Annotated in this window: 28 protein-coding genes; 13 read left to right on the top strand and 15 right to left on the bottom strand. The window is 64.2% G+C overall.

All coding sequences use genetic code 11. The features are described 5' to 3' along the window. Positions 1 to 50 precede the first annotated feature (50 nt). The 4 genes from mmsB to BM171_RS13105 all read right to left on the bottom strand — a co-directional run bounded on the left by mmsB (position 51) and on the right by BM171_RS13105 (position 4,813). The gene (gene mmsB, locus BM171_RS13120) at positions 51 to 926 is read right to left on the bottom strand and encodes a 3-hydroxyisobutyrate dehydrogenase (protein ID WP_093013147.1); all 876 of its coding nucleotides are present in this window, start codon (positions 924 to 926) and stop codon (positions 51 to 53) included. Next, on the bottom strand, positions 923 to 1,987 hold the full coding sequence (locus tag BM171_RS13115) for an enoyl-CoA hydratase/isomerase family protein (protein ID WP_093013144.1): 1,065 nt from the start codon (positions 1,985 to 1,987) through the stop codon (positions 923 to 925). Before BM171_RS13115 ends, mmsB begins: the two co-directional genes overlap by 4 nt. Then, positions 1,984 to 3,129: an acyl-CoA dehydrogenase family protein gene (locus tag BM171_RS13110; RefSeq protein WP_093013141.1), complete on the bottom strand. Its 1,146-nt coding sequence runs from the start codon at positions 3,127 to 3,129 to the stop codon at positions 1,984 to 1,986. The genes BM171_RS13115 and BM171_RS13110 overlap by 4 nt, the downstream gene beginning before the upstream one ends. A gap of 181 nt (positions 3,130 to 3,310) precedes the next feature. Then, a complete protein-coding gene (locus BM171_RS13105; protein ID WP_093013138.1) occupies positions 3,311 to 4,813 on the bottom strand; it encodes a CoA-acylating methylmalonate-semialdehyde dehydrogenase in 1,503 nt (500 codons plus the stop codon). Between the two features lie 105 nt (positions 4,814 to 4,918). On the opposite strand from BM171_RS13105, the gene BM171_RS13100 reads away from it, so the two are divergent. The 3 genes from BM171_RS13100 to coaD all read left to right on the top strand — a co-directional run bounded on the left by BM171_RS13100 (position 4,919) and on the right by coaD (position 6,903). Further along, positions 4,919 to 5,815, top strand: coding sequence for a LysR family transcriptional regulator (locus BM171_RS13100; protein ID WP_093013135.1), 897 nt, complete (start codon positions 4,919 to 4,921; stop codon positions 5,813 to 5,815). A 61-nt stretch (positions 5,816 to 5,876) separates the two neighbouring features. Further along, positions 5,877 to 6,311 carry a CBS domain-containing protein gene (locus BM171_RS13095; protein WP_093013132.1) on the top strand — a complete coding sequence of 145 codons (435 nt, stop codon included), beginning with the start codon at positions 5,877 to 5,879 and terminating at the stop codon, positions 6,309 to 6,311. A gap of 88 nt (positions 6,312 to 6,399) precedes the next feature. Then, complete coding sequence (coaD, locus tag BM171_RS13090) at positions 6,400 to 6,903, top strand: pantetheine-phosphate adenylyltransferase (RefSeq protein ID WP_093013323.1); 504 nt, start codon at positions 6,400 to 6,402, stop codon at positions 6,901 to 6,903. Here the strand turns inward: coaD and BM171_RS18975 are convergent. Next, a complete protein-coding gene (locus BM171_RS18975; RefSeq protein ID WP_172974982.1) occupies positions 6,894 to 7,049 on the bottom strand; it encodes a hypothetical protein in 156 nt (51 codons plus the stop codon). The genes coaD and BM171_RS18975 overlap by 10 nt on opposite strands. A gap of 182 nt (positions 7,050 to 7,231) precedes the next feature. On the opposite strand from BM171_RS18975, the gene BM171_RS13085 reads away from it, so the two are divergent. Beyond that, the gene (locus tag BM171_RS13085; protein ID WP_093013129.1) at positions 7,232 to 7,423 is read left to right on the top strand and encodes a hypothetical protein; all 192 of its coding nucleotides are present in this window, start codon (positions 7,232 to 7,234) and stop codon (positions 7,421 to 7,423) included. 59 nt (positions 7,424 to 7,482) lie between these two features. On the opposite strand, the gene gap (BM171_RS13080) is transcribed toward BM171_RS13085, so the two are convergent. From gap (BM171_RS13080) to gap (BM171_RS13075), 3 genes are all read right to left on the bottom strand, one after another. Next, positions 7,483 to 8,487 (bottom strand): type I glyceraldehyde-3-phosphate dehydrogenase, encoded by a 1,005-nt coding sequence (gene gap, locus BM171_RS13080; RefSeq protein WP_093013126.1) that lies wholly within the window; start codon positions 8,485 to 8,487, stop codon positions 7,483 to 7,485. Positions 8,488 to 8,620: 133 nt separating this feature from the next. Continuing rightward, on the bottom strand, positions 8,621 to 8,764 hold the full coding sequence (locus tag BM171_RS18970) for a hypothetical protein (protein WP_172974981.1): 144 nt from the start codon (positions 8,762 to 8,764) through the stop codon (positions 8,621 to 8,623). 118 nt (positions 8,765 to 8,882) lie between these two features. After that, entirely contained in the window at positions 8,883 to 9,887 is a 1,005-nt protein-coding gene (gene gap / locus BM171_RS13075; RefSeq protein WP_093013123.1) for a type I glyceraldehyde-3-phosphate dehydrogenase, read from the bottom strand. Between the two features lie 179 nt (positions 9,888 to 10,066). On the opposite strand from gap (BM171_RS13075), the gene BM171_RS13070 reads away from it, so the two are divergent. Together BM171_RS13070 and BM171_RS13065 are read left to right on the top strand one after the other, a co-directional pair. Then, positions 10,067 to 10,435: a DoxX family protein gene (locus BM171_RS13070; RefSeq protein WP_093013120.1), complete on the top strand. Its 369-nt coding sequence runs from the start codon at positions 10,067 to 10,069 to the stop codon at positions 10,433 to 10,435. Positions 10,436 to 10,479: 44 nt separating this feature from the next. Continuing rightward, on the top strand, positions 10,480 to 11,460 hold the full coding sequence (locus BM171_RS13065; RefSeq protein ID WP_093013117.1) for a DUF808 domain-containing protein: 981 nt from the start codon (positions 10,480 to 10,482) through the stop codon (positions 11,458 to 11,460). 53 nt (positions 11,461 to 11,513) lie between these two features. Here the strand turns inward: BM171_RS13065 and BM171_RS13060 are convergent, their stop codons facing one another. After that, a complete protein-coding gene (locus BM171_RS13060) occupies positions 11,514 to 12,722 on the bottom strand; it encodes a PQQ-dependent sugar dehydrogenase (protein ID WP_093013114.1) in 1,209 nt (402 codons plus the stop codon). A 155-nt stretch (positions 12,723 to 12,877) separates the two neighbouring features. Continuing rightward, positions 12,878 to 14,893: a transketolase gene (tkt, locus tag BM171_RS13055; RefSeq protein ID WP_093013111.1), complete on the bottom strand. Its 2,016-nt coding sequence runs from the start codon at positions 14,891 to 14,893 to the stop codon at positions 12,878 to 12,880. A gap of 198 nt (positions 14,894 to 15,091) precedes the next feature. On the opposite strand from tkt, the gene BM171_RS13050 reads away from it, so the two are divergent. Then, a complete protein-coding gene (locus BM171_RS13050; RefSeq protein WP_093013108.1) occupies positions 15,092 to 15,622 on the top strand; it encodes a hypothetical protein in 531 nt (176 codons plus the stop codon). After that, positions 15,622 to 16,017 carry a cell division protein ZapA gene (locus tag BM171_RS13045; RefSeq protein ID WP_093013105.1) on the top strand — a complete coding sequence of 132 codons (396 nt, stop codon included), beginning with the start codon at positions 15,622 to 15,624 and terminating at the stop codon, positions 16,015 to 16,017. Before BM171_RS13050 ends, BM171_RS13045 begins: the two co-directional genes overlap by 1 nt. Before the next feature lie 23 nt (positions 16,018 to 16,040). Here BM171_RS13045 and grxD read toward each other — a convergent pair whose 3' ends face one another. From grxD to xth, 4 genes are all read right to left on the bottom strand, one after another. Beyond that, on the bottom strand, positions 16,041 to 16,403 hold the full coding sequence (gene grxD, locus BM171_RS13040; RefSeq protein ID WP_093013103.1) for a Grx4 family monothiol glutaredoxin: 363 nt from the start codon (positions 16,401 to 16,403) through the stop codon (positions 16,041 to 16,043). Continuing rightward, a complete protein-coding gene (locus BM171_RS18965; RefSeq protein WP_172974980.1) occupies positions 16,396 to 16,542 on the bottom strand; it encodes a hypothetical protein in 147 nt (48 codons plus the stop codon). The genes grxD and BM171_RS18965 overlap by 8 nt, the downstream gene beginning before the upstream one ends. A gap of 5 nt (positions 16,543 to 16,547) precedes the next feature. Further along, the gene (locus BM171_RS13035) at positions 16,548 to 16,790 is read right to left on the bottom strand and encodes a BolA/IbaG family iron-sulfur metabolism protein (protein ID WP_093013100.1); all 243 of its coding nucleotides are present in this window, start codon (positions 16,788 to 16,790) and stop codon (positions 16,548 to 16,550) included. A 66-nt stretch (positions 16,791 to 16,856) separates the two neighbouring features. Then, the gene (gene xth, locus BM171_RS13030) at positions 16,857 to 17,639 is read right to left on the bottom strand and encodes an exodeoxyribonuclease III (protein WP_093013097.1); all 783 of its coding nucleotides are present in this window, start codon (positions 17,637 to 17,639) and stop codon (positions 16,857 to 16,859) included. A gap of 342 nt (positions 17,640 to 17,981) precedes the next feature. On the opposite strand from xth, the gene BM171_RS13025 reads away from it, so the two are divergent. The 3 genes from BM171_RS13025 to BM171_RS13015 are packed head-to-tail and all read left to right on the top strand — an operon-like array spanning position 17,982 to position 20,286. Further along, positions 17,982 to 18,266, top strand: a complete 285-nt coding sequence (locus tag BM171_RS13025; RefSeq protein WP_093013094.1) for a DUF6749 family protein — start codon at positions 17,982 to 17,984, stop codon at positions 18,264 to 18,266. 47 nt (positions 18,267 to 18,313) lie between these two features. Next, a complete protein-coding gene (locus BM171_RS13020; RefSeq protein ID WP_093013091.1) occupies positions 18,314 to 19,405 on the top strand; it encodes a DUF6902 family protein in 1,092 nt (363 codons plus the stop codon). Continuing rightward, positions 19,402 to 20,286: a DMT family transporter gene (locus BM171_RS13015; RefSeq protein ID WP_093013088.1), complete on the top strand. Its 885-nt coding sequence runs from the start codon at positions 19,402 to 19,404 to the stop codon at positions 20,284 to 20,286. Before BM171_RS13020 ends, BM171_RS13015 begins: the two co-directional genes overlap by 4 nt. Here the strand turns inward: BM171_RS13015 and BM171_RS13010 are convergent. After that, positions 20,279 to 20,602 carry a HesB/IscA family protein gene (locus tag BM171_RS13010; RefSeq protein ID WP_093013085.1) on the bottom strand — a complete coding sequence of 108 codons (324 nt, stop codon included), beginning with the start codon at positions 20,600 to 20,602 and terminating at the stop codon, positions 20,279 to 20,281. The genes BM171_RS13015 and BM171_RS13010 overlap by 8 nt on opposite strands. A 104-nt stretch (positions 20,603 to 20,706) precedes the next feature. On the opposite strand from BM171_RS13010, the gene BM171_RS13005 reads away from it, so the two are divergent. Both BM171_RS13005 and BM171_RS13000 read left to right on the top strand, forming a co-directional pair. Next, a complete protein-coding gene (locus BM171_RS13005) occupies positions 20,707 to 21,867 on the top strand; it encodes a deoxyguanosinetriphosphate triphosphohydrolase (protein WP_093013082.1) in 1,161 nt (386 codons plus the stop codon). Between the two features lie 70 nt (positions 21,868 to 21,937). Beyond that, positions 21,938 to 23,755, top strand: coding sequence for a cation:proton antiporter (locus tag BM171_RS13000; RefSeq protein ID WP_093013079.1), 1,818 nt, complete (start codon positions 21,938 to 21,940; stop codon positions 23,753 to 23,755). Positions 23,756 to 23,818 lie beyond the last annotated feature (63 nt).

The raw sequence follows: 23,818 nt of genomic DNA, 5'->3' as shown, positions 1-23,818 counted from the left end.
TATGAAGCACCAATGTGTCAGGGAAGAAAAGCTTTCGTGATGACGCGGGGTCAGCTTCCGCGGCCGCGTCCGGAAAAGCGAGGCAGCATGGCGGAGAAATCGCGCCCGGCGCCGTCCTCCTCCTCCACGAATGCCGCGTAGAGCGCCATCGCGGCGGCGCCGAGCGGGGTGTCCGCATCCGCTGTCTCTGCCGCGGCCTGGGAGAGGCGCAGATCCTTCAGCATGAGATCGGCGGCGAAGCCGGGCTTGTAGTCATTGTCCGCCGGGGATTTGGGGCCGACACCGGGGGCGGGGCAATAGGTATTCATCGACCAGCTGGAACCGGACGAGGTCGAGACCACGTCGAACATCGCCTGACGGTCGAGCCCGAGCTTGTCGGCCAGAGCGAAGGCCTCGCACGTGGCGATCATGGTGATCCCTAGGATCATGTTGTTGCAGATCTTGGCCGCCTGGCCGTTGCCGGACGCACCGCAATGGACCGCCTTCTGACCCATGATGTCGAATAGGGGCTTGGCCTTCTCGAACCCGTCCTCGTCGCCGCCGACCATGAAGGTCAGCGTGCCGCCTTGGGCGCCTCCAACCCCGCCCGACACCGGCGCGTCGAGCGGCAAAAGTCCGGCGTCCCGCGCCATCTCCGCAACCGCGCGGGCGCTGTCCACATCGACGGTCGAGCAATCGAGGAAGACCGCGCCTTTCTGCATCGCGGGGATGATTTCGGCAGCGACGCGGCGGAGGATGTCGCCGTTGGGCAGCATGGTGACGACGACCTCGGCACCGTCTACGGCTTCCGTCGCGCTACTGGCAGAGCCCACGCCCTGCAGCGAGATCGTCGCCGTGTCGTAGCCCGTCACGGAATGGCCGCCGCGGGCCAGGTTCTGTGCCATGGGCGCGCCCATATTGCCCAGGCCGATGAAACCGATCTTCATGACGATGTCTCCTCCTTGCGGGTCAGGTCGTGGAAGTCGAGGGCGATGCCCGGAACCGGTTGCAGCATCCGCGTCACCGCTTCGGCCGGAACGTTGCCCGGCGCATGCTGCCAGAGCGGCGTGCGATCCTTGTCGATGACCTGCGCGCGCACACCTTCGAGAAAGTCGCCGAATTCAAGCGAGCGATGCGTCGCGCGGTACTCGAGATCCAGCGCGCGGCGAATATCGGCCGCGCTTTGCCTCTGGGTTCGCACAAGCTCCAGCGTAACCGCCAGGGAGAGCGGCGCACCGCGCATCAACGCTTTGCCTGCGCTCGCTGCGATCTCGCTATCACTCTCGCGCACGAGGCGCAGAATCTCCGCCAGGCTCTTGCCAGCAAAAAGCGTGTCGATGTCGACTTGAGCAGCGGCAAGCGGGCTGTCCGGGGCAGGCTGGGCAGCGCTCTTGACCGCCTCGGCGTCGCCTGTCGCGACGAGCTGAGCGGAGAGCGCGTCCCAGTCCGCCTCGGGCACGAAGTGATCCGCGAACCCGCAATAGATCGCATCGCCCGCGTTCATCCGTGCGCCCGTGAGCCCAAGATATTCGCCAAGCCGGCCCGGCGCCTGCGCCAGGAGAAGCGAGCCGCCGACATCGGGGACAAGGCCAATACCGCATTCGGGCATGGCGATCTGCGTCGTCTCTCCGACGACGCGGTGCGAGACATGCGCCGAAAGCCCGACGCCGCCGCCCATCACGAAGCCTTGCGCCAGCGAGACGATCGGCTTGGGATATTCGGCGAGCATCGCGTTCAGGCGGTATTCGTCACGCCAGAACTTCTGCGCGCCCTCGTATTCACCGGCGCGGCCCTCGTGATACATGGCGGCGATGTCGCCGCCGGCGCAGAAGGCTTTCTCACCCTCCGCGTCGATCAGGACGAGCGCGACGTCGTCGTCGGAGAGCCACTCGAGAAGCGCGCGCTCGATTTCGAGGCACATCGCGTGGCTCAGCGCGTTCAGCGCTTGCGGGCGGGTCAGAGTGATCCTGCCTGCGCGGCCCTCCTTGCGGATCCGGATATCGCTCATGCCCGCGCCTCGAGCATCTTGCGCGCGACGATGAGGCGCATGATCTCGTTCGTGCCTTCCAGGATCTGGTGGACCCGAAGGTCGCGCACGATCTTCTCGATCCCGTAATCGGCAAGATAGCCATAGCCGCCATGCAGTTGCAGGCATTGATCGGCGATGCGGCTGCCCGCTTCGGTGACGAATTTCTTCGCCATCGCGCAGCGCTTGGTCGCATCGGCCCGGCCTTCATCGAGCGCCCATGCGGCCTGACGCAAGAAGATCCGCGCAGCCTCGAGCTCGATCTCCATGTCCGCGAGGCGGAATTGCAGCGCCTGGAACTGGTCGATGCTTTGTCCGAACGCCTTGCGCTCGCCCATATAAGCAAGCGTCGCATCGAGCGCCGCCTGCGCGGCACCGAGCGAGCAGGCCGCGATATTGAGCCGCCCGCCGTCAAGCCCGGCCATCGCATATTTGAATCCGTGGCCCTCTTCTCCCAGAAGATTCGCCGCAGGCACGCGGCACTCGTCCATCTGCACTTGCCGCGTCGGCTGAGAGCGCCAGCCCATCTTGTCCTCGAGCCCGCCGAAGCTCAGCCCCTCGGTTCCATCCTCGACGAGGATCGCGGAGATGCCGCGCGGGCCGCCATCGCCGGTGCGCGCCATGACGATGTAAGCGTCCGAATAGCCGCCGCCCGAGATGAAGGCCTTGGTGCCCGTGAGCGAGAAGCCTTCATTCGTGCGATCGGCCTTGGTCTTGAGTGCGGCAGCGTCTGAGCCCGATCCGGGTTCGGTCAGGCAATAGGACAGGATCGTCTGCATGGGCAGGGCGCCGGGGAGAACGCGGTCCTTCATCTCGTCCGAGCCGAACTTGTCGATCATCGCGCAGCACATGTTGTGGATCGACAGGAACGCTGCGACGGAAGCGCAGGACTGGCTCAGCGCCTCGAAGATCAGCGTGCCGTCGAGCCGCGAGAGCCCTGCGCCGCCCGCCTCTTCGGAGACGTAGATGCCGCCGAAGCCAAGCTCTCCGACCTCCGGCCAAAGATCGCGCGGGATCGTACCGTCCTTTTCCCATTGCGCGGCATTTGGGGCGATCCGGTCTGTGCCGAAGCCTTTGGCCATGTCGAAGATCGCCGATTGCTCTTCGGTGAGCGCGAAGTCCATGCCGGTCCTCCCTCCGGGAAATGAACGCCTATTCAATTACTGTGGCAGAGGCGTGCCCATGCCGCAAGAGATAGCGCGTGTGTGCCGGAGGAGCGAGGGGCCGGCCCCTCGCGCTCCCCGCGGTATTTTCACCAATCCAAAGGAGGGGGCGGCGCGCCAGGTGCCGCCCTCACGCACAGGATCAGTCCATGGCCTTGAAGTTGAACTCGCCGCCTTCCTTGATGCCCGAGAACCAGCGCGCCGTGACGGTCTTGGTCTTGGTGTAGAAGCGGAAGGCGTCGGGACCGTATTGGTTGAGATCGCCGAAGGCCGATTTCTTCCAGCCGCCGAACGTGTGGTAGCTGAGGGGCACCGGGATCGGGAAGTTGATGCCGACCATGCCCACGTTGACGCGGTGCGCGAAGTCGCGCGCCGTGTCGCCATCGGCGGTGAAGATCGCCGTGCCGTTGCCGTAGGGATTGTCCATCGTGATCTTCAGCGCCTCTTCGTAAGAGCCGGCGCGAACCTGGCTCAGCACGGGGCCGAAGATCTCTTCCTTGTAGATCTCCATGTCGGGGCTGACATGGTCGAAGTAAGACGGGCCGACGAAAAAGCCGTTCTCGTAGCCCTGAAGCTGGAAGCCGCGTCCGTCGACGACAAGCTCCGCGCCCTGATCGACGCCGGAGCCGATCAGCTTCTCGATCCGCTCTTTCGACGCGGCGGTGATGACCGGGCCGTAATCGACCTCATCGCCGGAGGTGTAGGGGCCGACGCGCAGCTTCTCGATGCGCGGGACAAGCTTTTCGCGCAGCGCCTCGGCGGTCTCTTCGCCCACGGGAACCGCGACCGAGATCGCCATGCACCGCTCGCCCGCCGCGCCGAAGCCCGCGCCCACAAGCGCATCGGCGGCCTTGTCGATATCCGCATCGGGCATGATGATCATGTGGTTCTTCGCGCCGCCGAAGCATTGCGCGCGCTTGCCGTTATTGGCCGCGCGGCCATAGATGTACTGCGCGATCGGCGTGGAGCCGACGAAGCCCACAGCCTGGACCGTCTCGTTGTCGAGGATCGCGTCCACCACGTCCTTGTCGCCGTTGACGACCTGGAGAACGCCATCCGGCAGGCCTGCTTCCTTCAGAAGTTCCGCGAGGCGCAGCGAGGTCGACGGACAGCGCTCGGACGGTTTGAGGATCATCGCATTGCCGCAGGCGAGCGCCGGGGCCATCTTCCAGAGCGGGATCATCGCCGGGAAGTTGAACGGCGTGATGCCTGCCACGACGCCAAGCGGCTGGCGCATGGAATAAAGGTCAATGCCCGGTCCGCCATCATCGGTGAATTCGCCCTTCAGCATCGAGGGCGCGCCCATGCAGACCTCGACGACCTCAAGCCCGCGCTGCACGTCGCCGCGCCCGTCGGGCAGGGTCTTTCCGTGTTCGCGGGAGACGAGCTCGGCTAGCTCGTCCATATGCTCGTTGATGAGCTGGCCGAACTTCATCATCACCCGCGCGCGGCGCTGCGGGTTGGTCGCGCCCCAGGCTTTCTGCGCTTCGGCGGCGCGGGCGACGGCGTCGTCGAGCTCTGCCTTGGTGGCCAGCGGCACGCGTCCCGTGACTTCGCCGGTCGCGGGGTTCAGGACGTCGGCGAAGCGGCCAGAGCCGCCCTTCACCTGCGCGCCATCGATGTAATGCGTCAGCTCTTGGGTCATTATTCACTCTCCGGAAACTTGGCTGCTCCTACCTTAGCCTTGCAAAATTTCATCTGACAGGGGCAGATGTCCAAAAAGGTTTTGCAGGCATGAAGGGGCGTCCGAATGAAGAGTTGGGATGACATGCGGATCTTTCTCGCGACGGCGCGTGGGGAGAGCCTTTCGGCAGCGGGACGTCAGCTCCGGATGGACCCCGCCACGGTAGGGCGCCGCATCGCACGTCTCGAAGAGGATTTCGGCACGCCGCTTTTCGCAAAAAGCCCGCAAGGCTACGCGCTCACCGAAGCAGGCACACGACTGATGTCGCATGCAGAGGAAGCCGAGCAGGCGATGCAGGCGGCGTCCGAGACCGTGGCGGGGCGGACAGAAGGGCTGTCTGGCCAGATTCGGATCGGCGCGCCCGATGGTTGCGCGAATTACCTGCTGCCGCAGGTCTGCGGTCGAATCTGCGAGGCCAATCCCGACCTCGAGGTGCAGATCGTCGCGCTGCCGCGCGTCGTGAACCTCTCGAAACGCGAGGCGGACATGGCGATCACGGTTTCGCCGCCAAGCGCGGGTCGCCTGACCGTGCAGAAGATCTGCGATTATCGCCTCCATCTTGCCGCCTCGCGTCCTTACCTGCGCTCGCGGCCGGGCATTTCGAGCCTTGCCGATATCGCCGGGCATCCGCTCGTCGGCTACATTCCCGACATGATCTTCGACAAGGAACTCGACTATCTCGATGCGCTTGGCGTCGAACGGGTGAAGCTTGCCTCCAACTCGGCGTCCGTGCAGGTCCGCTGGGTCGCCTCCGGCAGCGGCATCGGCATCCTGCACGATTTCGCCTTGCCGGCAGCCGGCGCCCGCATGGTGCGGCTTCTGACCGAGGAGATCTCGCTCGTCCGGTCCTTCTACCTGGTGCGGCACGCGGACGACCGGAGGCTCGAACGGCTTAACCGGTTCGCCGTCGCGCTTCTGTCGGGAATGCGCGAAGAAGTGCAGCGGCTGGAAGGTCTTGCTTGACAGAAGCGGTCACGCTCTCCGACGCTTGGACATAGGCTGGGTGTCTTGAGGAGGACCATTCATGCAGGTGATGCACATCCTGAAATCGAAGTCGGACGACAGCGTCACGACGATCAGCCCCGAGGCGCGGCTCGATGAGGCCGCGAAAATCCTCTCCGAGCGCGGCATCGGTACGGTCATCGTCTCCAGCGACGGCACCAGCGCGGAGGGCATCCTGTCCGAACGCGACATCGTGCGCGTCCTCGGCAAGAGCGGCGCAGGCTCGATGGGCGGCAAGGTCGCGGATTTCATGACCACGAACCTCGTGACCTGCACCCGAGCGGACAGCGCGCGCGACGTGCTGGGCCGGATGACCGCGGGTCACTTCCGTCACATGCCCGTCGTCGAGGAGGGCAAGCTCGTCGGCGTCATCACCCTTGGCGATACGGTCAAGGCACTCCTTTCGGAAGTGGAGATGGAGAAGGATGCGCTCGAAGGCATGATCATGGGCTACTGAAGGAGCCGCCCCGCGACCTGCTTGCAAAGCCGGGCGCAATATTGTTGCGTGCGCGGAACGAAGTCAGGCGCGAGGTGGCGACATGCCGATGCGGACAGCCCTTTATCCCGGGACATTCGACCCCGTCACCCTGGGCCATATCGATATCATCCTGCGTGCAGCGCGGCTCTGCGACAAGCTGGTCATCGGGGTCGCCATCAATTCCGGGAAGGGGCCGCTTTTCGATCTCGATGAACGCGTCGCCATGATCGAGCGCGCCTGTGCGCCACTGGCCGAAGAGACGGGCACCGAGATCTGCGTTCATCCCTTCGAGAACCTGCTGATCGATTGCGCCCGTGATGTCGGCGCGCAGCTTATCGTGCGCGGGCTCAGGGCTGTCGCGGATTTCGAGTACGAATTCCAGATGGTCGGCATGAACCGCGCCCTGGATTCGAGCGTCGAAACAGTGTTCCTGATGGCCGAGGCGCGGCACCAGGCGATCGCGTCCAAACTCGTGAAAGAGATCGCCCGGCTTGGCGGGGACGTCACGAAATTCGTCACGCCCGATGTGCGCGCGGCTCTTTTGGAGAAATACGGCCCGGCTCAGCCGTAGATCGCGGCTTTCGCGACATCGCGCTCGCGACCGTTGAGGTCGAGATCGACCTTGACGTCGAAGGGCAGGGACTCGAGTTCGTGGCGCGTCCGGCGGTAGGCGGCGTGCTGGCGAAAACGGGTGTTGAGCGTGTTGAAGAAGGCCATGATGCGCTCCTTTCGGCTTGATCGTTGCTGTTGGCGCTAACGTAGTCATGCCGCGCCGCAGCACAACTTCGGGCATTCTCAAGCCGCCATGCAGGCAGTGCATGGCATGAGAAGCGTGAAATTGAGGAATTCTTCACCTTGCGCGCGGATGATCCAAAGCCGACGCAACCAGGAGAACCCTCATGAACATTCAATCGGCGGCCTTGCCCCAGAAATCGGTGAATCCGGGCAGCCCCCGCATGCCAGCGGCCAGCGCGCCCGCGCCTCAAACGCCGGCGGTTACCTTCGCTGCACCGCCCAAAGTGACCGCGCATGCTTTGCCGGCGGCACATTTCGGCTACGAGGCGGCCTTGGCCGCGATCCGGCCGAAATAAAAAGACCGGACCCGCGTTGTCGCAGGACCGGCCCCTTCATGCGTTTGACGCGGCGCGTCTCAGATCAGCTTGCCCATCGCGATAGCGGTGTCGACCATGCGGCTCGAGAAGCCCCATTCGTTGTCGTACCAGCTCAAGACGCGGACGAAATTGCCGTCCATCACCTTGGTCTGGTCCGTCGCGAAGATCGACGAATGCGAATCGTGGTTGAAGTCCTGGCTGACGAGCTTGTGGTCCGTCACCCCGAGGATGCCCTTGAGCGGGCCGGATCCAGCAGCCTTGGTGATGGCCGCGTTGATCTCTTCGACGCTGGTGTCCCGCGCCGCCTCGAAGGTCAGGTCCACGACCGAGACGTTCGGCGTCGGAACGCGAATCGCCACACCGTCGAGCTTGCCATTGAGATCCGGCAGGACGAGTCCGACGGCCTTGGCCGCGCCGGTCGAGGTCGGGATCATGTTGAGCGCCGCTGCGCGGGCCCGATAGAGATCCTTGTGCATCGTATCGAGCGTCGGCTGATCGCCCGTATAGGAGTGGATCGTCGTCATGAATCCGCGCGTGATGCCGATCTCCTCGTGCAGCACCTTGGCAACGGGCGAGAGGCAGTTCGTCGTGCAGGACGCGTTCGACACGACAAGATCGTCCGCTGTCAGCGAAGCGTGGTTCACGCCATAGACGATGGTCTTGTGCGCCTCTGAGCAGGGGGCGGAGACCAGAACGCGGCTCGCGCCGTTCTCGAGGTGTTGCGCGGCTTTCTCGCGGCTCGTGAAGATGCCCGTGCATTCAAGCACGACGTCGACATCCGACCAGGGCAGTTCCTTGGGGTCGCGGATCGCGGTGACCTTGATCTGGCCGCGCCCCACATCGATCCAGTCATCCCCGCTTTTGACCTCGCCGGGAAACCGGCCATGCACGCTGTCGTACTGAAACAGGTGCGCGTTGGTCTCCACCGGGCCGAGATCGTTGATCGCGACGACCTCGATCTCCGTGCGGTTCTGTTCGATGATCGCGCGCAGCACGTTGCGGCCGATCCGTCCGAAGCCGTTGATCGCGACTTTGACTGCCATGGAAATCTCCTTTGCGGAACGTGTCTCTTGCGGTGCCTAGGCAAAGCGGTGCTTGCCGTTACCGCTAACAAGCAAAGCCTCTCTCAAGTGTCAAGGTGACGCACCCGGCGCAGCGGTCAAGACGGGAGGGAATTCAGCGCCAGAAGGCGACCCATTCGAGCAGTTCGAAGAACTTCTTTCCGAGGAAGATCATGTGCGTATCGCCGAACATGACGATGTCGATCGCGATCGCGGCGATCAGAAATCCGCCGAGGACGAAAGCCAGCGTGTTGGTCATGTCGGCGGCGCGCTCCCGTGCGGCGATGCTCGGAAGTCTATGTGCCAGAGGGCAGGGGCGCTGTCACGCCGACCGCGAGAGCGAGCCGCGCATCTGTTGCGCGCTCGCTTACCTGTCCTTAGTGCAGCAGACGTCCCATCGCGGCCGCGACATCGGCCATACGCGCCGAAAAGCCCCATTCGTTGTCGTACCAGGCCAGTACGCGGACGAGGCGCTTGCCCGTCACCTTGGTCTGGTCCGGCGCGAAGATGGAGCTTTGGGTCGTATGGTTGAAATCGACCGAGACCTTGGGCTCGGGATCGTAGGCGAGGACGGAGCCCATGCGGCCCGACGCGGCTTCAGCCACCACTTCGTTCACATCCTCGGCGGTGACATCGCGGCTTGCGACGAAGGTCAGATCCACGGCAGAGACGTTCGGTGTCGGCACACGGATCGCGGAGCCGTCGAGGCGTCCCTTGAGGTTCGGCAGAACTTCACCAAGCGCCTTCGCCGCCCCTGTTGACGTTGGAATCATCGCCATCGCCGCCGCCCGCGCGCGGTAGAGGTCACTGTGCCGGCGGTCCAGCGTTGGCTGATCGCCAGTATAGGAATGGATCGTGGTCATGATGCCCGACTCGATGCCGATCGCCTCGTCGAGAACCTTGGCGAGCGGAGCGAGGCAATTGGTCGTGCAGGACCCGTTCGAGATCATCGTCTCGCCGGCCTCCAGCTCGCGGTGATTGACGCCGTAGACCACGGTGCGCTGCACGTTCTTCGCGGGCGCCGAGATCAACACCGATTTCGCGCCGCGGCTCATGTGAACGCCGGCCTTCTCGCCGTCATTGAACTGGCCGGTGCATTCCAGCACGACGTCGCAGCCATCCCAGTCGAGTTCCGCCGGATCGTAGGTCGAGAACATCTGCATCGGCCCGCGACCGAGATCCATCGTATCGCCCGAGACGCGCACCTCTCCGGGGAAGCGGCCATGCACGCTGTCGTAGCGCAGAAGATGCGCGGAGGTCTCGATAGGCCCCGTGGCGTTGATCTTCACGACCTGCACGTCGTTCCGGGCGCTCTCCGCGATGTGAGCGAGGGTGCAGCGTCCGATCCGCCCGAACCCGTTGATGCCTACCGTGACCGTCATCTGTCGCTCCTCGTCGCAATTTGGTGTCCTATAGCCACCGCCCTGCAGGCCGGGCAATGAAAAAATCGAGAATTGTGAATATGTTAGCGATAACCTGTGGCCATCTGCCACTGATTGCGCTAACCGCTGCGAGCCGTGCCGAACCTGGCGCCGACTGCCAATTGAAAGGCCCCGACGACATGCCCGATCTTGCTCTTCTGATTGGCCGCTGCCTGATCGCGGCGCTTTTCCTTGCCGGCTTCGTTCAGAAGATCGCCGATCCCGGTGCTGCGATGATGCTTCTTGAAGAGCGCGGTTTGCCGACCGCGCTGATCTGGCCGGCGACGCTCTACAATGGCGCAGCGGCGCTCGCGCTGATCCTCGGTCTCTGGACCCGTCCGGTCGCGGCCTCGCTCGCGGTTTACTGCATCGCGACCAGCCTCTTTCACCTCAAGCCCGACGATCCCTGGCAGATGTCCATCTTCGTGAAGAACTGGGCCATCGCGGGCGGATGCCTCGCGCTCTCTGCTGCCGGTCCGGGCCGTTTCGCGCGCATGCCCTTGCGCTGAGCGGCGCGCGTCTTACTCTTTCCGAACGTTTCAAGGGGATCTTCATGAGCGGTTTGCTTGCGCTTCTCGACGACGTGGCCGGTATCGCCAAGGTCGCAGCGGCTTCGGTTGACGATATTGCGGGGCAGGCGGCAAAGGCCGGCTCCAAGGCCGCCGGCGCTGTTATCGACGATGCGGCGGTAACACCCAAATACGTGCAAGGTTTCGAGCCGGCGCGGGAACTGCCGATCATCTGGAAGATCGCGCGGGGCTCGATCTTCAACAAGCTGGTCTTCCTGCTGCCTGCGGGCCTCGCTCTCTCGGCCTTCGCGCCTTGGCTGATCCCGCCGCTTCTGATGCTGGGCGGGGCCTATCTCTGCTTCGAAGGGGCCGAGAAGATCGCGCATGTAATCCTGCCCCATGACGATCATTCGGGGGGACCGGACGGATCGCACGACATCGAAGATCCGATGCGCCTCGAGGAGAAAAAGGTCGAAGGCGCGATCAAGACCGATTTCATCCTGTCGGCCGAGATCATGACCATCGCGCTTGCCGCGATCCCGACATCGAGCTTCTGGATGGAGGCCGCGACGCTTGCGACGGTCGCCGTGATGATCACCGTCGCGGTCTATGGCTCCGTCGCGCTTATCGTGAAGATGGACGATATCGGCCTCTGGCTGAGCCAGGCCGGCCGGCTCGCCGCAACGCGCGGGTTTGGCCGTGGCATCGTAAAGGCCATGCCGTATCTGATGAAGACCCTCTCCATCGTCGGGACGGCCGCGATGCTTTGGGTCGGCGGGTCGATCATCGTCCATGGGCTGGCGCAGATGGGCTGGCACGCGCCCGAAGACATGATCCACTCGATCGCCGTGGCAGTGGCGGGCGGCTTGCCCGAAAACCTGCGCGGCGCGGGCGAATGGATCGTCACGGCGGCCTGCGACGGCGTTCTCGGCCTGGCGCTTGGTCTCGCCCTCATCCCGATCGGGACACGCTTCATCGCGCCGATCTGGCGCGCGACACTCGGCTCCGAAAAGAAAACCGCCTGACATGAAACGACCGGCGCCCGAAAGCGCCGGCCTTCATTCTCACTGGGCCCGCATCAGCTGGAGCCGGCTGGGGTGATCCTGATGATCTCGCCGTTCTCGAAATCGGTGATTGCCAGGATCGAGCCGTCCTCGTCGACCGTCACGTCCCGGACGCGGCCGAGATCCATCAGGATCCGTTCCTCTTCCTGAACCCGTCCATCCGATAGAGACAGGCGCGCGATGCCGCCGGGGTTCAGCGAGCCGATCAGCAGATCGCCCTGCCAGTCGCCGAACATCTCGCCGTCATAGGCGATCATGTCGCCGGGCGCGATCACCGGGTCCCAGAAGTAGACAGGTTCTTCCATGCCCTCTTGGCGTGGCTCGCCGGAGCCTACGGGCGTGCCATCGTAGTTCTGGCCGTAGCTGACGACCGGCCAGCCGTAATTCGCGCCGGCTTCGATCACGTTGAGCTCGTCACCGCCCGCGGGGCCATGTTCGATCGCCCAGAGCGTGCCGTCCATCACGAGCGCGCCTTGCACGTTCCGGTGCCCGTAGGACCAGATCGAGGGGATCGCATCACCGTTATCGACGAAAGGATTGTCGTCCGGGATCGTGCCATCGAGATTGAAGCGCACCGTCTTGCCGTAAGTCTTGTCGAGGTCCTGCGCGAAAACGCGCTCGTCCTCTCCGAAGTGCTCGCCTGTGGTGACAAAGACATGCCCGTCTTCGTCGAAGACCACACGGCTGCCGAAATGCATCGGCGAATAGGATCCGGGCTCCTGCACGAAGAACTCGTTCACGTCCTCGAGCGCGCTCATGTCCTCCGACAGCGTTCCGAAGGCTGCCGCCGTCGCGTTCCGCCCACCGCGCAGAGGCTTGGCATAGGTCATGTAGATGCGGCGGTTCTCTGCGAAATCGGGCGCGAGCGCCACGTCAAGAAGCCCGCCCTGGCGCTCGTTCATGACCTCTGGCACGCCGCTGATCGGCTCCGAGATCGTGCCGTCCTCGGACACGTGGCGCAATTGTCCGGGCCGTTCGGTCACGATGTAGCCGTCCTCGCCCGGAAGGATCGCGATGCCCCAGGGGTGGACCAGGCCGCTCGCGACCGTTTCGGTGGACAGCTCCACGGCGCTGTCGACCAGCTCGGCCCGGAATTGTTCCTCGAAGGCCGGTTCGAAATCGGCGTTTCGCTCAGCGCGCTCGAAGGTCTGCGCGCAGGCGGGCACGGCGACCAGTCCGCCTAGGGCCGTGGCGATGAGTGTGCTGCGTGTCTGGTAGATCATGGAGAGCTCCTTGATAGTTCTCCCACAGGATACGCGAGATAGGCCCGAACGGTTGCATCACCCCTTCGTCAAATTCGCGTCCTTGCCGTGCCGCTGAAATGCAAAACGCCCCGCCGGATCGGGCGGGGCGCTTGCGACGTTGCGATAGGGGCTACTCAGAGCAGCGATTTGACCTTTTCCGCGACAGCCTCGGCAGTGATGCCGAAATGCGCGTAGAGCTCCTCGGCCGGGGCCGATGCGCCGAAGCCCGACATGCCGACGAAACCGGCCTTCTTCTCGCGCCCGCGCTCGCCGAAGAGCCAGCGATCCCAGCCGAGGCCGACCCCCGCTTCGACGGCAACGCGAACCGGCCCGCCGGGAAGGACGCGCTTGCGATAGGCTTCGTCCTGCTCGGCGAAGAGCTCCAAGGACGGCATGGAGACGACGCGCGTGCCGATCCCTTCGGCTTGCAGCGCCTCGCGGGCTGCCAACGCAACGGACACTTCGGTGCCTGTGGCCAGAAGGATCGCCTGGCGCTTGCCCTCCGCCTCGGCGAGAACGTAGGCCCCTTGGCTGACGAGGTTCTTGGCCTTCATCTCGTGACGGACGGCAGGCACGCCTTGACGCGACAGGACCATGACCGAGGGACGCGAGGTCTGCGTCAGCGCCAGCTCCCACGCCTCCGCCGCTTCTGTCGTATCGGCAGGGCGGAAGGTCAGGGTGTTCGGCGTCGCACGGCAGATCGCGAGATGCTCGACCGGCTGGTGCGTCGGGCCGTCCTCACCGAGCCCGATGGAATCGTGCGTCATCACGAAGACCGTCGGGATCTGCTGCAGGGCCGCGAGGCGCATGGCGGGCCGGGCGTAATCGGTGAAGCAGAAGAACGTCCCGCCATAGGGGCGGATGCCGCCATGCAGCGCCATGCCGTTCATCGCTGCCGCCATGCCGTGCTCGCGGATGCCGTAATAGACATAGCGCCCCGCGCGATTCTCGATATCGAAGACGCCGAGATCGGACGTCTTGGTGTTGTTCGAGCCGGTAAGGTCGGCGGAACCGCCCAGCGTCTCGGGGCAGATCGGGTTCACGACCTCGAGCACCATCTCCGAGCTCTTGCGGGTCGCGACCTTGGGCTTGCTCTCGACGAGCTGCTTTTTCAGCGCCTTGATCGTCGCCGACAGCTTCTTCGGGGCCTCGCCCGAGAGCGTGCGCTCGAATTCGCGACGCTTGGCATCGGACAGCTTCGCCGCGCGTGCTTCCCAGGCTTCGCGGTCCGGAGCGCCCCGGCGACCGGCGTCTTCCCACCAGGACTTGATCTCTTCGGGGATCTCGAAAGGCGCGCCTTCCCAGCCCCAGCCGGATTTCGCGGTCCGGTTCTGATCGTCGTCGGTCAGCGCGCCATGACCCTTGGATGTATCCTGCGCGGCGTGGCCGAGCGCGATATGCGTCTTGCAGGCGATCATCGACGGACGGTCGTCCGCCTTGGCGGCTGAGATGGCGGCGTCGATGGCCTCGGGATCGTGCCCGTCGATTTCCTGCACGTGCCAGCCCGAAGCGGCGAAGCGTGTCGGCTGGTCGGTCGCATCGGCGATGGAGACCTCGCCGTCGATGGTAATGTTGTTGTTGTCCCAGAAGACGACGAGATTGCCGAGCTTCTGGCGACCGGCGAGCGCAATCGCCTCTTGGCTCACGCCTTCCATCAGGCAGCCGTCGCCGGCGATGACGTAGGTTTTGTGGTCGACCAGCTTCTCGCCGAAGCGGGCCCGCAGGGATTCCTCGGCGATGGCGAAACCGACCGACATCGCAAGCCCCTGGCCAAGCGGACCGGTCGTCGTCTCGATGCCGCGGGCGAGGAAGTTCTCGGGATGGCCCGCCGTCCGCGCGCCGAGCTGGCGGAAGTTGCGGATCTCCTCGAGCGTAATTTCGGGATCGCCAGCAAGATAGAGGAGGGAGTAGAGCAGCATCGAGCCATGCCCTGCGGACAGGATGAAGCGGTCCCGGTCAGCCCAGTCAGGATGCGCCGCATCGTATTTCAGATGCCGGCTCCACAGCACGGTCGCGACATCTGCCATGCCGATCGGCATGCCCGAATGGCCGGAATTGGCTTGGGCCACGGCATCCAGCGCCAGGGCTCGGATCGCCGTCGCGCGGCGCCAGTGATCGGGGTGTTTCGCCTTGAGCGCGTCGATATCCACGGGTCTGGTATCCTTGATGGCAAAGGGTCTGCGTCGCGTCTACTCAGCGCCTCGCACAAGATCAAGCACGGGAGCCAAGACCTTGACATATAAAGACGCGCACTTTCCTTTTCGTCTTGCTAACTTCCTTGCAATTCGCGCTCCGGCCACGATTCGGCGTGGCGCGGCAATGATGCAGACGGGCAGAGGGCAGATCGGATGAACGACATTGCAGAGCTGGAGCGGCGTATCGCCTCCGCACTCGACCGGATCGCCAGGGGCGTCGAAGGTCTCGGCGCGGCTGGGGATGGCGAGGTGCCAGCGGCGCCGGAAGCGGCCGCCAGCGAGGAGCTGACCGCGCTTCAGGCCGCACTCGAGGATGAACGCATCGCGAATGCCCAGCTTGAAGAGCGGGTGCGAGCGATCCGCGAGAAGCAGGACAGCGAGGTCGCCAAGCTGCGTGCCGAGGCGGAAGAGGCCCGCGCCGCGCTGGCTGGCCTCGACAGCGATTTGCAGCGGCTGCGGCACGCCAACGACATGCTGACCGCAACCAACGAGGAGATGCGCCGCGCCCTCGAAGAGAATGTCGGAGAGCCGCATCTCATCAACAAGGCCATGCTGGCCGAGCTTGAATCCCTGCGCGCCGCGCGCGCCGCCGATGCCGCCGAAAGCCGCGCGGTTCTGGGTGCGCTCACGCCGCTGCTTGCAGAAGCCGAAGCCCGCGCCACGACAGAGCAGGAGGCCACCTGATGCCCGAACTCGATATCACCATTGGCACGCGCAACTTCGCCGTCGCCTGCCAGGAAGGCGAGGAACAATATCTCGTCACCGCGGCCGAAATGCTCGACGCCGAAGCGCAGACGCTGATCTCCCAGATCGGTCGTTTGCCGGAGAACCGGATGCTTCTGATGGCGGGGCTGATGCTTGCGGACAAGACCGCCGGGCTCGAGGACAAGCTGGCTGCGGCCGAAGCGCGCGTTGCCGAGCTTGAAGGCCGGATCAAGGCGGACGCCTCCAAGCCAGCCCCCGAGCCGGAACGCGTCGAGGTCGCGGTCATGCCCGAGGGCGTGATGGAGACGATGGCCGAGCTTGCCGCGCGTGCGGAAGCCGTCGCCGACGAGGTGGAGGAAAAGGCGCGCGCCTGAAGCGCGCGCGGCCACGTTCGCTCTTAGCCGTTGGCTTCGCGGATTTTCGCAGCGGCGTCCTTGTCGTAGGAGACGCCGTTCTGCTCGAACAGCTGGTCGAGCTCGCCCGACAAGGTCATCTCGGTGATGATGTCGCAGCCACCCACGAACTCTCCCTTCACGTAAAGCTGCGGAATCGTCGGCCAGTCGGAATAATCCTTGATGCCCTGGCGAATGTTCTCGTCGGCGAGGACATTCACGTCGGAATATTCGACGCCCATATAATTCAGGACCCCTGCGACGCGGCTCGAGAAGCCGCATTGCGGCATGGATTTCGTGCCCTTCATGTAGAGCACGACGTCGTTCGATTTGACCGTTTCGTCGATCTGGGTCTTTGCGTCAGTCATCCTTGCTCTCCGTTTCTTCGCGGCGTTTCCGTTCAGCCTTGATGTAAGGCCTGAGCGCTCCGTAGGTGATGAGGCCGACAAGGGCGAGCGCGCCCAGGATCGGCCAGGTATTGGCAATGAAGCTTCCCGTGCCCGACACGTTCGTCAGTCGGGTGTCTTGGTCGTCAGCGCGAGTGCGTGCAATTCGCCCTGCGCGCCGTCCATCTTGCCCTTCAGCGCGGAATAGACCGCACGCTGTTGCTGGACGCGGTTCTTGCCACGAAAACTCTCGTCGATGACCTCGGCGGCATAGTGATTGCCGTCTCCGGCCAAGTCGGTGATCGTGATCTTCGCATCCGGGAATTCGGCGCGGATCAGCGCCTCGATCTCGTGGGCCTGCATTGCCATCGCGTGGGGCTCCGTCTTCGTTATGCGTTCAGATGTAAGAGGGTGCGGCGGCCCGTGCAAGCAGCCTCAGGCGGCAAGCTCGACCCAGACCGGCACATGATCGGAGGGTTTCTCGCGGTCGCGCACGTCCTTGTCGATCCCGCTGGCTTGCAACAGATCCGCACATTGCGGCGTCAAGAGGACGTGGTCGATACGGATACCGTTGTTCTTCTGCCAGGCGCCCGCCTGGTAGTCCCAGAATGAATATTGTCCCGGCGCGGGGTGCTGCGTGCGGAACGCCTCGGTGAAGCCGAGGTTCAGGATTCGGCGATAGGCCGCTCGGCTTTCCGGCATGAACAGTGCATCGTCGCGCCAGCTGTCGGGTTTCGCAGCATCCTCGGCATTCGGGATGATGTTGTAATCGCCCGCCATGAGCGCGACCTCTTCGGACGCGATGAGGTCTGCGGCGCGGGCGCGCAGCCGCTCCATCCACGCAAGCTTGTAGTCGTATTTCGGGCCCGGCGCGGGATTGCCGTTCGGCAGGTAGAGCCCGCACAGCCGCACCGCGTGGCTGTCGCCGACCACGGTCGCCTCGATCCAGCGCGCCTGTTCGTCCTCGTCGTCTCCGGGCAGACCCCGCGTGACATCCTCGAGCGGCAGTTTCGAGAGGATCGCGACGCCATTGAAGCTTTTCTGGCCGTGAGTTTCCACGTTGTAGCCGAGATCTTCGAACATCTCGCGAGGGAAGGCCTCGTCCTGCGACTTGATCTCCTGCAGCAGCGCCACGTCCGGCGCTGCTTCCGAGAGCCAGTCCGAAAGCGCCGTCGCGCGCGCCTTGATGCCGTTGATGTTGAAGGTCGCGATCTTCATGGCGTCTGCCGCTCCTTGCCGCCGAAACGCCTGTCGTTCTGGGGCAGGGGCGAGGGCAATGCAAGCGGCCAGTTGGCGGGGCGGTGTGATGATTCGCCGGCCAGGTTTCGGCAAATCTTAGTCAAATCACTGCCCTAGCGACCGTTGCGCGGAACTTGTCCACAAGAAATGTGGAGTTGGGGACGAAGCCAATGAGGGCACCGAACGCGATCGCTTACCGGACGGCATGAATGTGGATAAGGCGAGTCCGCCCGGATTGCTGACCCTAGAGTTGAAGAAAAGCCTTTTCAATCAATTAAAAGCTGAAACCATGACCTCACGTTCCAACCAACGGAGGCCAATATGTCTGCACTGAAGAAGATCGAAACTCGTGAAGCAATCCGCACCGATGCCCAGTTCGATGCCATGATCGGCGAAGGCGTTGAGACCTTCATCTCCTGGTCGGGTCCGGCCGGGACCGATGCGGCGCTCGGCGATGGTGTCGAGACTTTCATCTCCTGGTCCGGCCCTGCCGGCACGGAAACGTCGCTCGGTGATGCGACCGGGGCATTCATCTCCTGGTCCGGCCCCGAGGCCAGCGAAGCGCGCGACGGCGACAGCACCGGATTGTGCATTTCCTGGTCCTGAGCACCAGCGCCCGGGGCGCGATCCGAAGCCGACCACAGGAGATTTTCATGTCGAATGTCGTTCAATTCGCCGTCGCGCCCCGTGCCAGGAGCCGGGAAGCGTGCATCCCTGCGCTTCTCGGCGCCTTTGCCCAATCGCGGCGCCCCATCGATGACGTGTTCTGGCTGAAAGAGAACGCGGAGTTGCTCAACCTTTTGGCGGTGACCGGAAGCGAGGTTGCGCCGGAGGCGCTCGAACCTCTTGGCGGGTTCTATGAGAATGCGGCTGAACGGCTCGCCTTCTTTCCCCAATATTATCGGTTCATCCTGTCCATCGCCCTCGATATGGAGACGTTGGGCTGGCGCGGCAGGGTCGCGGAAGAGCTTTGCGCGATGGCCGCGCGCTCAGGCCTCGCGCAAGCGGAACTCTCGGACCTGCAACGCGCCGAGGCGCGGCGGCTTTTGTCCCAGCGGCGCTTCGCAGACGATGTGGATGCCGGTCTCGACGACCGTCTGCGCGCCTTCATGCGCCGTCCCGAGACATTCGCCGTACCCAACAAGAAAGCCGCGTATGAGCTGACGCATATCGCCTTCTATCTCAGCGACTACGGAACCCGCGATCCGAACCTCGACGCCGCTGCCATCGACAGTCTGCATTTCGCCGGGGCGGTGGCCTATCTCGAGGGCAATTCCGACCTGCTCGCAGAAGTTTCTATCGCTTTAAGATATTCCGGTGTAGCCTGTCCGCAGCCTTGGGTTGAGTTTTTGACTGTGTCGCGTCACGAGTTCCATATTTCCGAAGGGCAGGGACGCTTTGCCCAGGACAGCTATCACGATTACCTCGTGTGCCAGTGGGAGGCCGCCTTGTCCGGCCAGGCGCTCTTTGACTGCGCGATGCCACACGTTCCGAATCGCTTCGAAAAACGCCGCTCCGGCGCGGTATCGCCGCTCCGCGAAATCTCCGAAGTGCTGTTCCTGATGGATGCAAATGCGCGCGGAACGAAGGCGTCTCGGCATCGGCGACTGACCGAGACGCTCAGCTTTCATGCGAAAGATCGGCTGGAGAAACTCGAAGCCGCGCTCCCGACGCGGTTTGGCCGGTTTTTCGATCTTTTCGCGCGCGGCGAGTCTGCTGCCGCATCGGTGGAGGTATTCGCATGACCCTCGCTGGACCGGCAGCAGGCGCAATCTTGATCGTCATCTACACACTAATGATGGCGGGCGGTGACGGGATCACCAAGTTCATCGCCGGCCGATACGAGGCGCCGCAGCTCTTCGCGATCTCTGCCCTGATCGTGCTGGCCCTGTCTCTCGCCGTCGAGAAATGGCGAAAGGGCGAGATCCGCACTGCCGTGACGACCACCTGCCGGTGGGCGATGGCGCTGAGATCGCTGCTGACCGTTCTCGCCTCGGTCGCTTTTTTCCAGGCCTTCCGTGTCCTGCCGATGGCCGAGATCTTCCTGTTCCTCGCAATGGTGCCCGTCATCGCGGCGGTGATGAGCGGCCCCGGCCTCGGAGAGACGGTCCGCCCCGCCGCCTGGACCGCGCTTCTGATCGGCGTTGGCGGAATGCTGTGCCTCTTCCCCGGCGGAGTGTCGAGCATCACGGCAGGCCATCTCTGGGCTGCCATTGCCGTGCTGTCGGGCACCGCATCGTTGGTCTCGGCCCGCTATATCAGCCGACGCGAGAAGAATTCGCTGGCGCAGGTGTTCTTCCCGAACGCCGCGCTCTTCGTGGCGATGGCTTGTTTCCTGCCGCTCGTCTGGGTGCCGATGCAGGCGAGCGACTTGGGCTGGATCCTGCTCTACTCGTTCCTCGCCTTCGCCGGGCGCTGGATCATCGTGCTGGCCTTCGGATTGTTGCCAGCCTACGTCGCGACGCCCCTGATGAACCTGCAATTCGTCTGGATGGTCGCCATTGGTTTCGTCGCGTTCGGCGAAGTGCCAGAGGCCGGGACGGTCATTGGCGTCCTGCTCGTCATCTGCTCGAGCCTCTGGCTCGTGCGGGACGAGATGTTGCCCGCGAAGGCCGCGACTACATAGAGAAGCTGGTGCCGCAGCCGCAGGAACTGGCAACGTTCGGATTCTCGATCACGAAACGCGCGCCGATCAGCTCGTCGGAGAAGTCGATGACGGCATCCGCCAGAAACGGCAGCGACACCTGATCGACCACGACTTTCTGGCCCTGGCCTTCCAGCACGAGGTCATCGTCCTCGGGGGCATCGAGCTTGATCTCGTATTGGAACCCCGAACAGCCGCCGCCCTCGACGGCGACGCGAAGGGCCTGTCCCTGATCCGATGCACCGATTTCGGCCAGGCGGGCGAAGGCGCGCTCGGTCACTTTCGGGGGCAGCTGCATGGTTTTCCTCGCAAATCAGGGAGTTTGGCGTCTCGACGCCGTTTCAATCTTCGACATTGCCGAATATATGAGGCCTCGGGACAGACGACAAGGACAGCGCCGCCATGACTGCGCCATACGCCTCGACGCCTGACGCCTCGCGCGGACGGCTCCATCCGGAGGAGGAAAGCGCCTTCCGGTCTTGTTTCCAACGCGACCGAGACCGCATCATCCATGCTTCCGCATTCCGGCGTCTCAAGCACAAGACGCAAGTCTTCGTGGAGCATGAGGGGGATTTCTACCGCACGCGCCTCACGCATTCCATCGAGGTGGCGCAGGTCGCCCGGACCATCGCGAGCGCGCTTGGGCTGAACCTCGATCTGACCGAAGCGGTCGCACTGGCGCACGATCTCGGTCACACGCCCTTCGGCCATACCGGGGAAGACGCGCTCGATGCGCTGATGCAGCCCTATGGTGGCTTCGATCACAACGCGCAGACGCTGCGAATCGTGACCTCGCTCGAACGCCACTACGCGGAGTTCGACGGGCTGAACCTGACCTGGGATACGCTCGAGGGGATCGCCAAGCATAACGGGCCGGTAACGGGTGAGATCCCGGTAGCGCTCTCGGAATACAATGCCCAGCATGACCTCGAGCTTCACACCCATGCCAGCGCCGAGGCGCAGGTCGCGGCGCTCTCGGATGATATCGCGTACAACAACCATGATCTGCATGATGGCTTGCGCGCGGGGCTCTTCACCGAAGAGGAAATCACGGCGCTGCCGCTCGTGAAGCAAGCCTACGCCGAGGTGGACGCCCGCTATCCCGGTCTCGATCCCTATCGCCGCCGCCACGAGGCCTTGCGGCGGGTCTTCGGCTACATGGTCGGCGATCTTATCGATACGTCCCGCGAGCTTCTTGAGACGAGCGGCGCGCGTGGCCCGCAAGAGATCCGCGACTTGGGGTATCCGGTCATCGCCTTCTCACCCGAGCTCTGGCGCGATCTGAAAGAGATCCGCGCCTTTCTTTTCTCGCGCATGTACCGCGCGCCATCGGTCATGGCTCAGCGCGAAAAGGTGACACGGGCGGTCAATGCGCTGTTCCCGATCTATCTCGGCGATCCGCAGCTTCTGCCGCGCCGTTGGCAGCGCGATATCGAGGCGGCGCGGGACGAGACCGCGCTCGCGCGGCTCGTTGCAGATTACATCGCCGGCATGACCGACCGCTTCGCGCTTCAGGAACATGCACGCCTGACGGGTGAGCATGTGCTGGAAGATTTGACCTGACACCGCAACCACTTGCCATTGCCGTGCATTTGCAGCGGTATGGTATCGAGCGGTATGTAAGAGGCTGAGTATGGCGGTTGCGGAAACGGCGGGGCTCGACCCGGTGATGGGATTTGCCCTCGTGGGTGCACTTGGCGTCGGCTCGCAATGGCTGGCATGGCGGCTGAGGATGCCCGCGATCGTGCTGATGCTTGTCGCGGGCCTTGTCGTGGGGCCTGGCCTCGGCCTTCTCGATCCATCCCGTGATTTCGGAAACCTGCTGCAACCGATGATCGCGATCGCGGTGGCGATCATCCTCTTCGAAGGCGGTCTCACGCTTCATTTCGCCGGGCTGCGCGATGCCGCGACCGGGGTGAAGCGGCTCGTCGTGCTCGGCGCGCCGCTCGGCTGGGCCTTCTCGGCGGGGACGCTGCATTACGTGGCGGGCTTGTCCTGGGCGACCTCGGCGGTCTTTGGCGGCATCATGATCGTGACCGGCCCCACCGTGATCGCGCCCTTGCTGCGTCAGGCCCGGCTGAGGCGCCGGCCGGCGGCGCTCTTGCAATGGGAAGCGATCGTCAACGACCCGGTGGGCGCGCTGGCCGCCGTCCTCGCCTTCGAGATCGTCATCGTGGTGCAGACTGCGACCGGGGCGGGGCAGGCCGTCGCGGACCTCGTGATCGGCATCGCCGTCGCGACGCTGCTCGGTCTTGCGGCGGGGTGGGGCACCGCGCGCGCCTTCGGACGGGGCATGGTCCCCGAATACATGAAAGTCCCGGTCCTTTTCGTGCTGGTCCTTGGCGTCTTCGGCGTGTCCGATTGGGTGCTGCACGAGGCGGGGCTTCTGGCGGTCACGCTGATGGGCATCCTCATCGCCAATGTGGAGCTGCCGTCCTACACCGAGCTGCGCCGCTTCAAGGAGCAGGCGACGGTGATGCTGGTCTCGGGCGTCTTCATCCTTCTGGCCGCGAACATGGATCGCGAGACGCTGATGGCGCTCGATCTCAGGGCGCTTCTCTTTGTCCTGGCCGTGATCTTCGTAGCGCGTCCGGCCGCGGTGCTGCTCTCGCTTGCGTTTTCGGGCGTGCCGCGCGCCGAGCGGATGCTGATCGCGCTCACCGGCCCGCGCGGTGTCGTCCTGGTGGCCGTCGCGGGCCTTTTCGGGGAGCGGCTTGCGGATATCGGTATCGAGGATGGCGCGCAGATGGCGCCTTTGGCCTTCGCGCTTGTCGCGGCGACCGTGGTCCTGCACGGCTTCACGCTGTCGCCGCTCGCCCGCGCACTCGGTCTGACGGCGGCCGACCGGCCCGGCGTCATGATCGTCGGCGGATCGCCCTGGTCGGTGGCGCTGGCCCGTGCGCTCAAGGGCATCGGCTTGCCGGTCATCATCGTCGATCCGAACTACATGCATCTGCGGGCCGCTCGCGAGGCCGAGATCGAGACCTATTTCGGTGATCTTCTCTCCGAAGACGCCGAGCATCGGCTCGACCTCGTGCGCTACGAGCAGGTCATCGCGGCAACGGATAACGACGCTTACAATACGCTCGTGACGACCGATCTCGGGCCAGAATTCGGGCGGGAGAAGGTCTTCCAGCTCAAAAGGTCCAAGGACAGCTCCGCGCGTCACGCTCTGCCCGCGACCCTTGGCGGACGGCCCATCGGACCGAACGAGACCTATCTCGAGGCCAATGCCCGCATCCACGATGGCTGGGAATTCCGCGCAACGAAACTGTCGAAGGAGTTCACCTTGAGCCAATGGCGCGAGAAGAACCCCAAGGCGTTCATCGTGGCGGATTTCGGGCCCGACGGCTCGCTGCGTTTCCTTGGTCCCGAGGCCGAGCCGCTTGATCAGAACGATGTGCAGATCCTGGTGCTGGCGCCCAAGCGGGAGGAGCGCAAGGAGGCATGATCGGGTGCGGTGACGTGTTCGCGTCAGCTCCGCCCGCATTGACGCCGCACCCGCGCATGGTAG

The sequence above is a fragment of the Roseivivax halotolerans genome, from assembly GCF_900115815.1.
GTDB lineage: Bacteria > Pseudomonadota > Alphaproteobacteria > Rhodobacterales > Rhodobacteraceae > Roseivivax > Roseivivax halotolerans.
The sequence above is the reverse complement of the archived record's forward strand: the minus strand, read 5'-3'. Positions and strand labels throughout refer to the sequence as shown.

Excerpts from the sequence above, each read along its gene's own strand:
- mmsB (WP_093013147.1), bottom strand. The coding sequence starts at position 926 with ATGAAGATCGGTTTCATCGGCCTGGGCAATATGGGCGCGCCCATGGCA.
- BM171_RS13115 (WP_093013144.1), bottom strand. The coding sequence starts at position 1,987 with ATGAGCGATATCCGGATCCGCAAGGAGGGCCGCGCAGGCAGGATCACT.
- BM171_RS13110 (WP_093013141.1), bottom strand. The coding sequence starts at position 3,129 with ATGGACTTCGCGCTCACCGAAGAGCAATCGGCGATCTTCGACATGGCC.
- BM171_RS13105 (WP_093013138.1), bottom strand. The coding sequence starts at position 4,813 with ATGACCCAAGAGCTGACGCATTACATCGATGGCGCGCAGGTGAAGGGC.
- BM171_RS13100 (WP_093013135.1), top strand. The coding sequence starts at position 4,919 with ATGAAGAGTTGGGATGACATGCGGATCTTTCTCGCGACGGCGCGTGGG.
- BM171_RS13095 (WP_093013132.1), top strand. The coding sequence starts at position 5,877 with ATGCAGGTGATGCACATCCTGAAATCGAAGTCGGACGACAGCGTCACG.
- coaD (WP_093013323.1), top strand. The coding sequence starts at position 6,400 with ATGCGGACAGCCCTTTATCCCGGGACATTCGACCCCGTCACCCTGGGC.
- BM171_RS18975 (WP_172974982.1), bottom strand. The coding sequence starts at position 7,049 with ATGGCCTTCTTCAACACGCTCAACACCCGTTTTCGCCAGCACGCCGCC.
- BM171_RS13085 (WP_093013129.1), top strand. The coding sequence starts at position 7,232 with ATGAACATTCAATCGGCGGCCTTGCCCCAGAAATCGGTGAATCCGGGC.
- gap (WP_093013126.1), bottom strand. The coding sequence starts at position 8,487 with ATGGCAGTCAAAGTCGCGATCAACGGCTTCGGACGGATCGGCCGCAAC.
- BM171_RS18970 (WP_172974981.1), bottom strand. The coding sequence starts at position 8,764 with ATGACCAACACGCTGGCTTTCGTCCTCGGCGGATTTCTGATCGCCGCG.
- gap (WP_093013123.1), bottom strand. The coding sequence starts at position 9,887 with ATGACGGTCACGGTAGGCATCAACGGGTTCGGGCGGATCGGACGCTGC.
- BM171_RS13070 (WP_093013120.1), top strand. The coding sequence starts at position 10,067 with ATGCCCGATCTTGCTCTTCTGATTGGCCGCTGCCTGATCGCGGCGCTT.
- BM171_RS13065 (WP_093013117.1), top strand. The coding sequence starts at position 10,480 with ATGAGCGGTTTGCTTGCGCTTCTCGACGACGTGGCCGGTATCGCCAAG.
- BM171_RS13060 (WP_093013114.1), bottom strand. The coding sequence starts at position 12,722 with ATGATCTACCAGACACGCAGCACACTCATCGCCACGGCCCTAGGCGGA.
- BM171_RS13050 (WP_093013108.1), top strand. The coding sequence starts at position 15,092 with ATGAACGACATTGCAGAGCTGGAGCGGCGTATCGCCTCCGCACTCGAC.
- BM171_RS13045 (WP_093013105.1), top strand. The coding sequence starts at position 15,622 with ATGCCCGAACTCGATATCACCATTGGCACGCGCAACTTCGCCGTCGCC.
- grxD (WP_093013103.1), bottom strand. The coding sequence starts at position 16,403 with ATGACTGACGCAAAGACCCAGATCGACGAAACGGTCAAATCGAACGAC.
- BM171_RS13035 (WP_093013100.1), bottom strand. The coding sequence starts at position 16,790 with ATGGCAATGCAGGCCCACGAGATCGAGGCGCTGATCCGCGCCGAATTC.
- xth (WP_093013097.1), bottom strand. The coding sequence starts at position 17,639 with ATGAAGATCGCGACCTTCAACATCAACGGCATCAAGGCGCGCGCGACG.
- BM171_RS13025 (WP_093013094.1), top strand. The coding sequence starts at position 17,982 with ATGTCTGCACTGAAGAAGATCGAAACTCGTGAAGCAATCCGCACCGAT.
- BM171_RS13020 (WP_093013091.1), top strand. The coding sequence starts at position 18,314 with ATGTCGAATGTCGTTCAATTCGCCGTCGCGCCCCGTGCCAGGAGCCGG.
- BM171_RS13015 (WP_093013088.1), top strand. The coding sequence starts at position 19,402 with ATGACCCTCGCTGGACCGGCAGCAGGCGCAATCTTGATCGTCATCTAC.
- BM171_RS13010 (WP_093013085.1), bottom strand. The coding sequence starts at position 20,602 with ATGCAGCTGCCCCCGAAAGTGACCGAGCGCGCCTTCGCCCGCCTGGCC.
- BM171_RS13005 (WP_093013082.1), top strand. The coding sequence starts at position 20,707 with ATGACTGCGCCATACGCCTCGACGCCTGACGCCTCGCGCGGACGGCTC.
- BM171_RS13000 (WP_093013079.1), top strand. The coding sequence starts at position 21,938 with ATGGCGGTTGCGGAAACGGCGGGGCTCGACCCGGTGATGGGATTTGCC.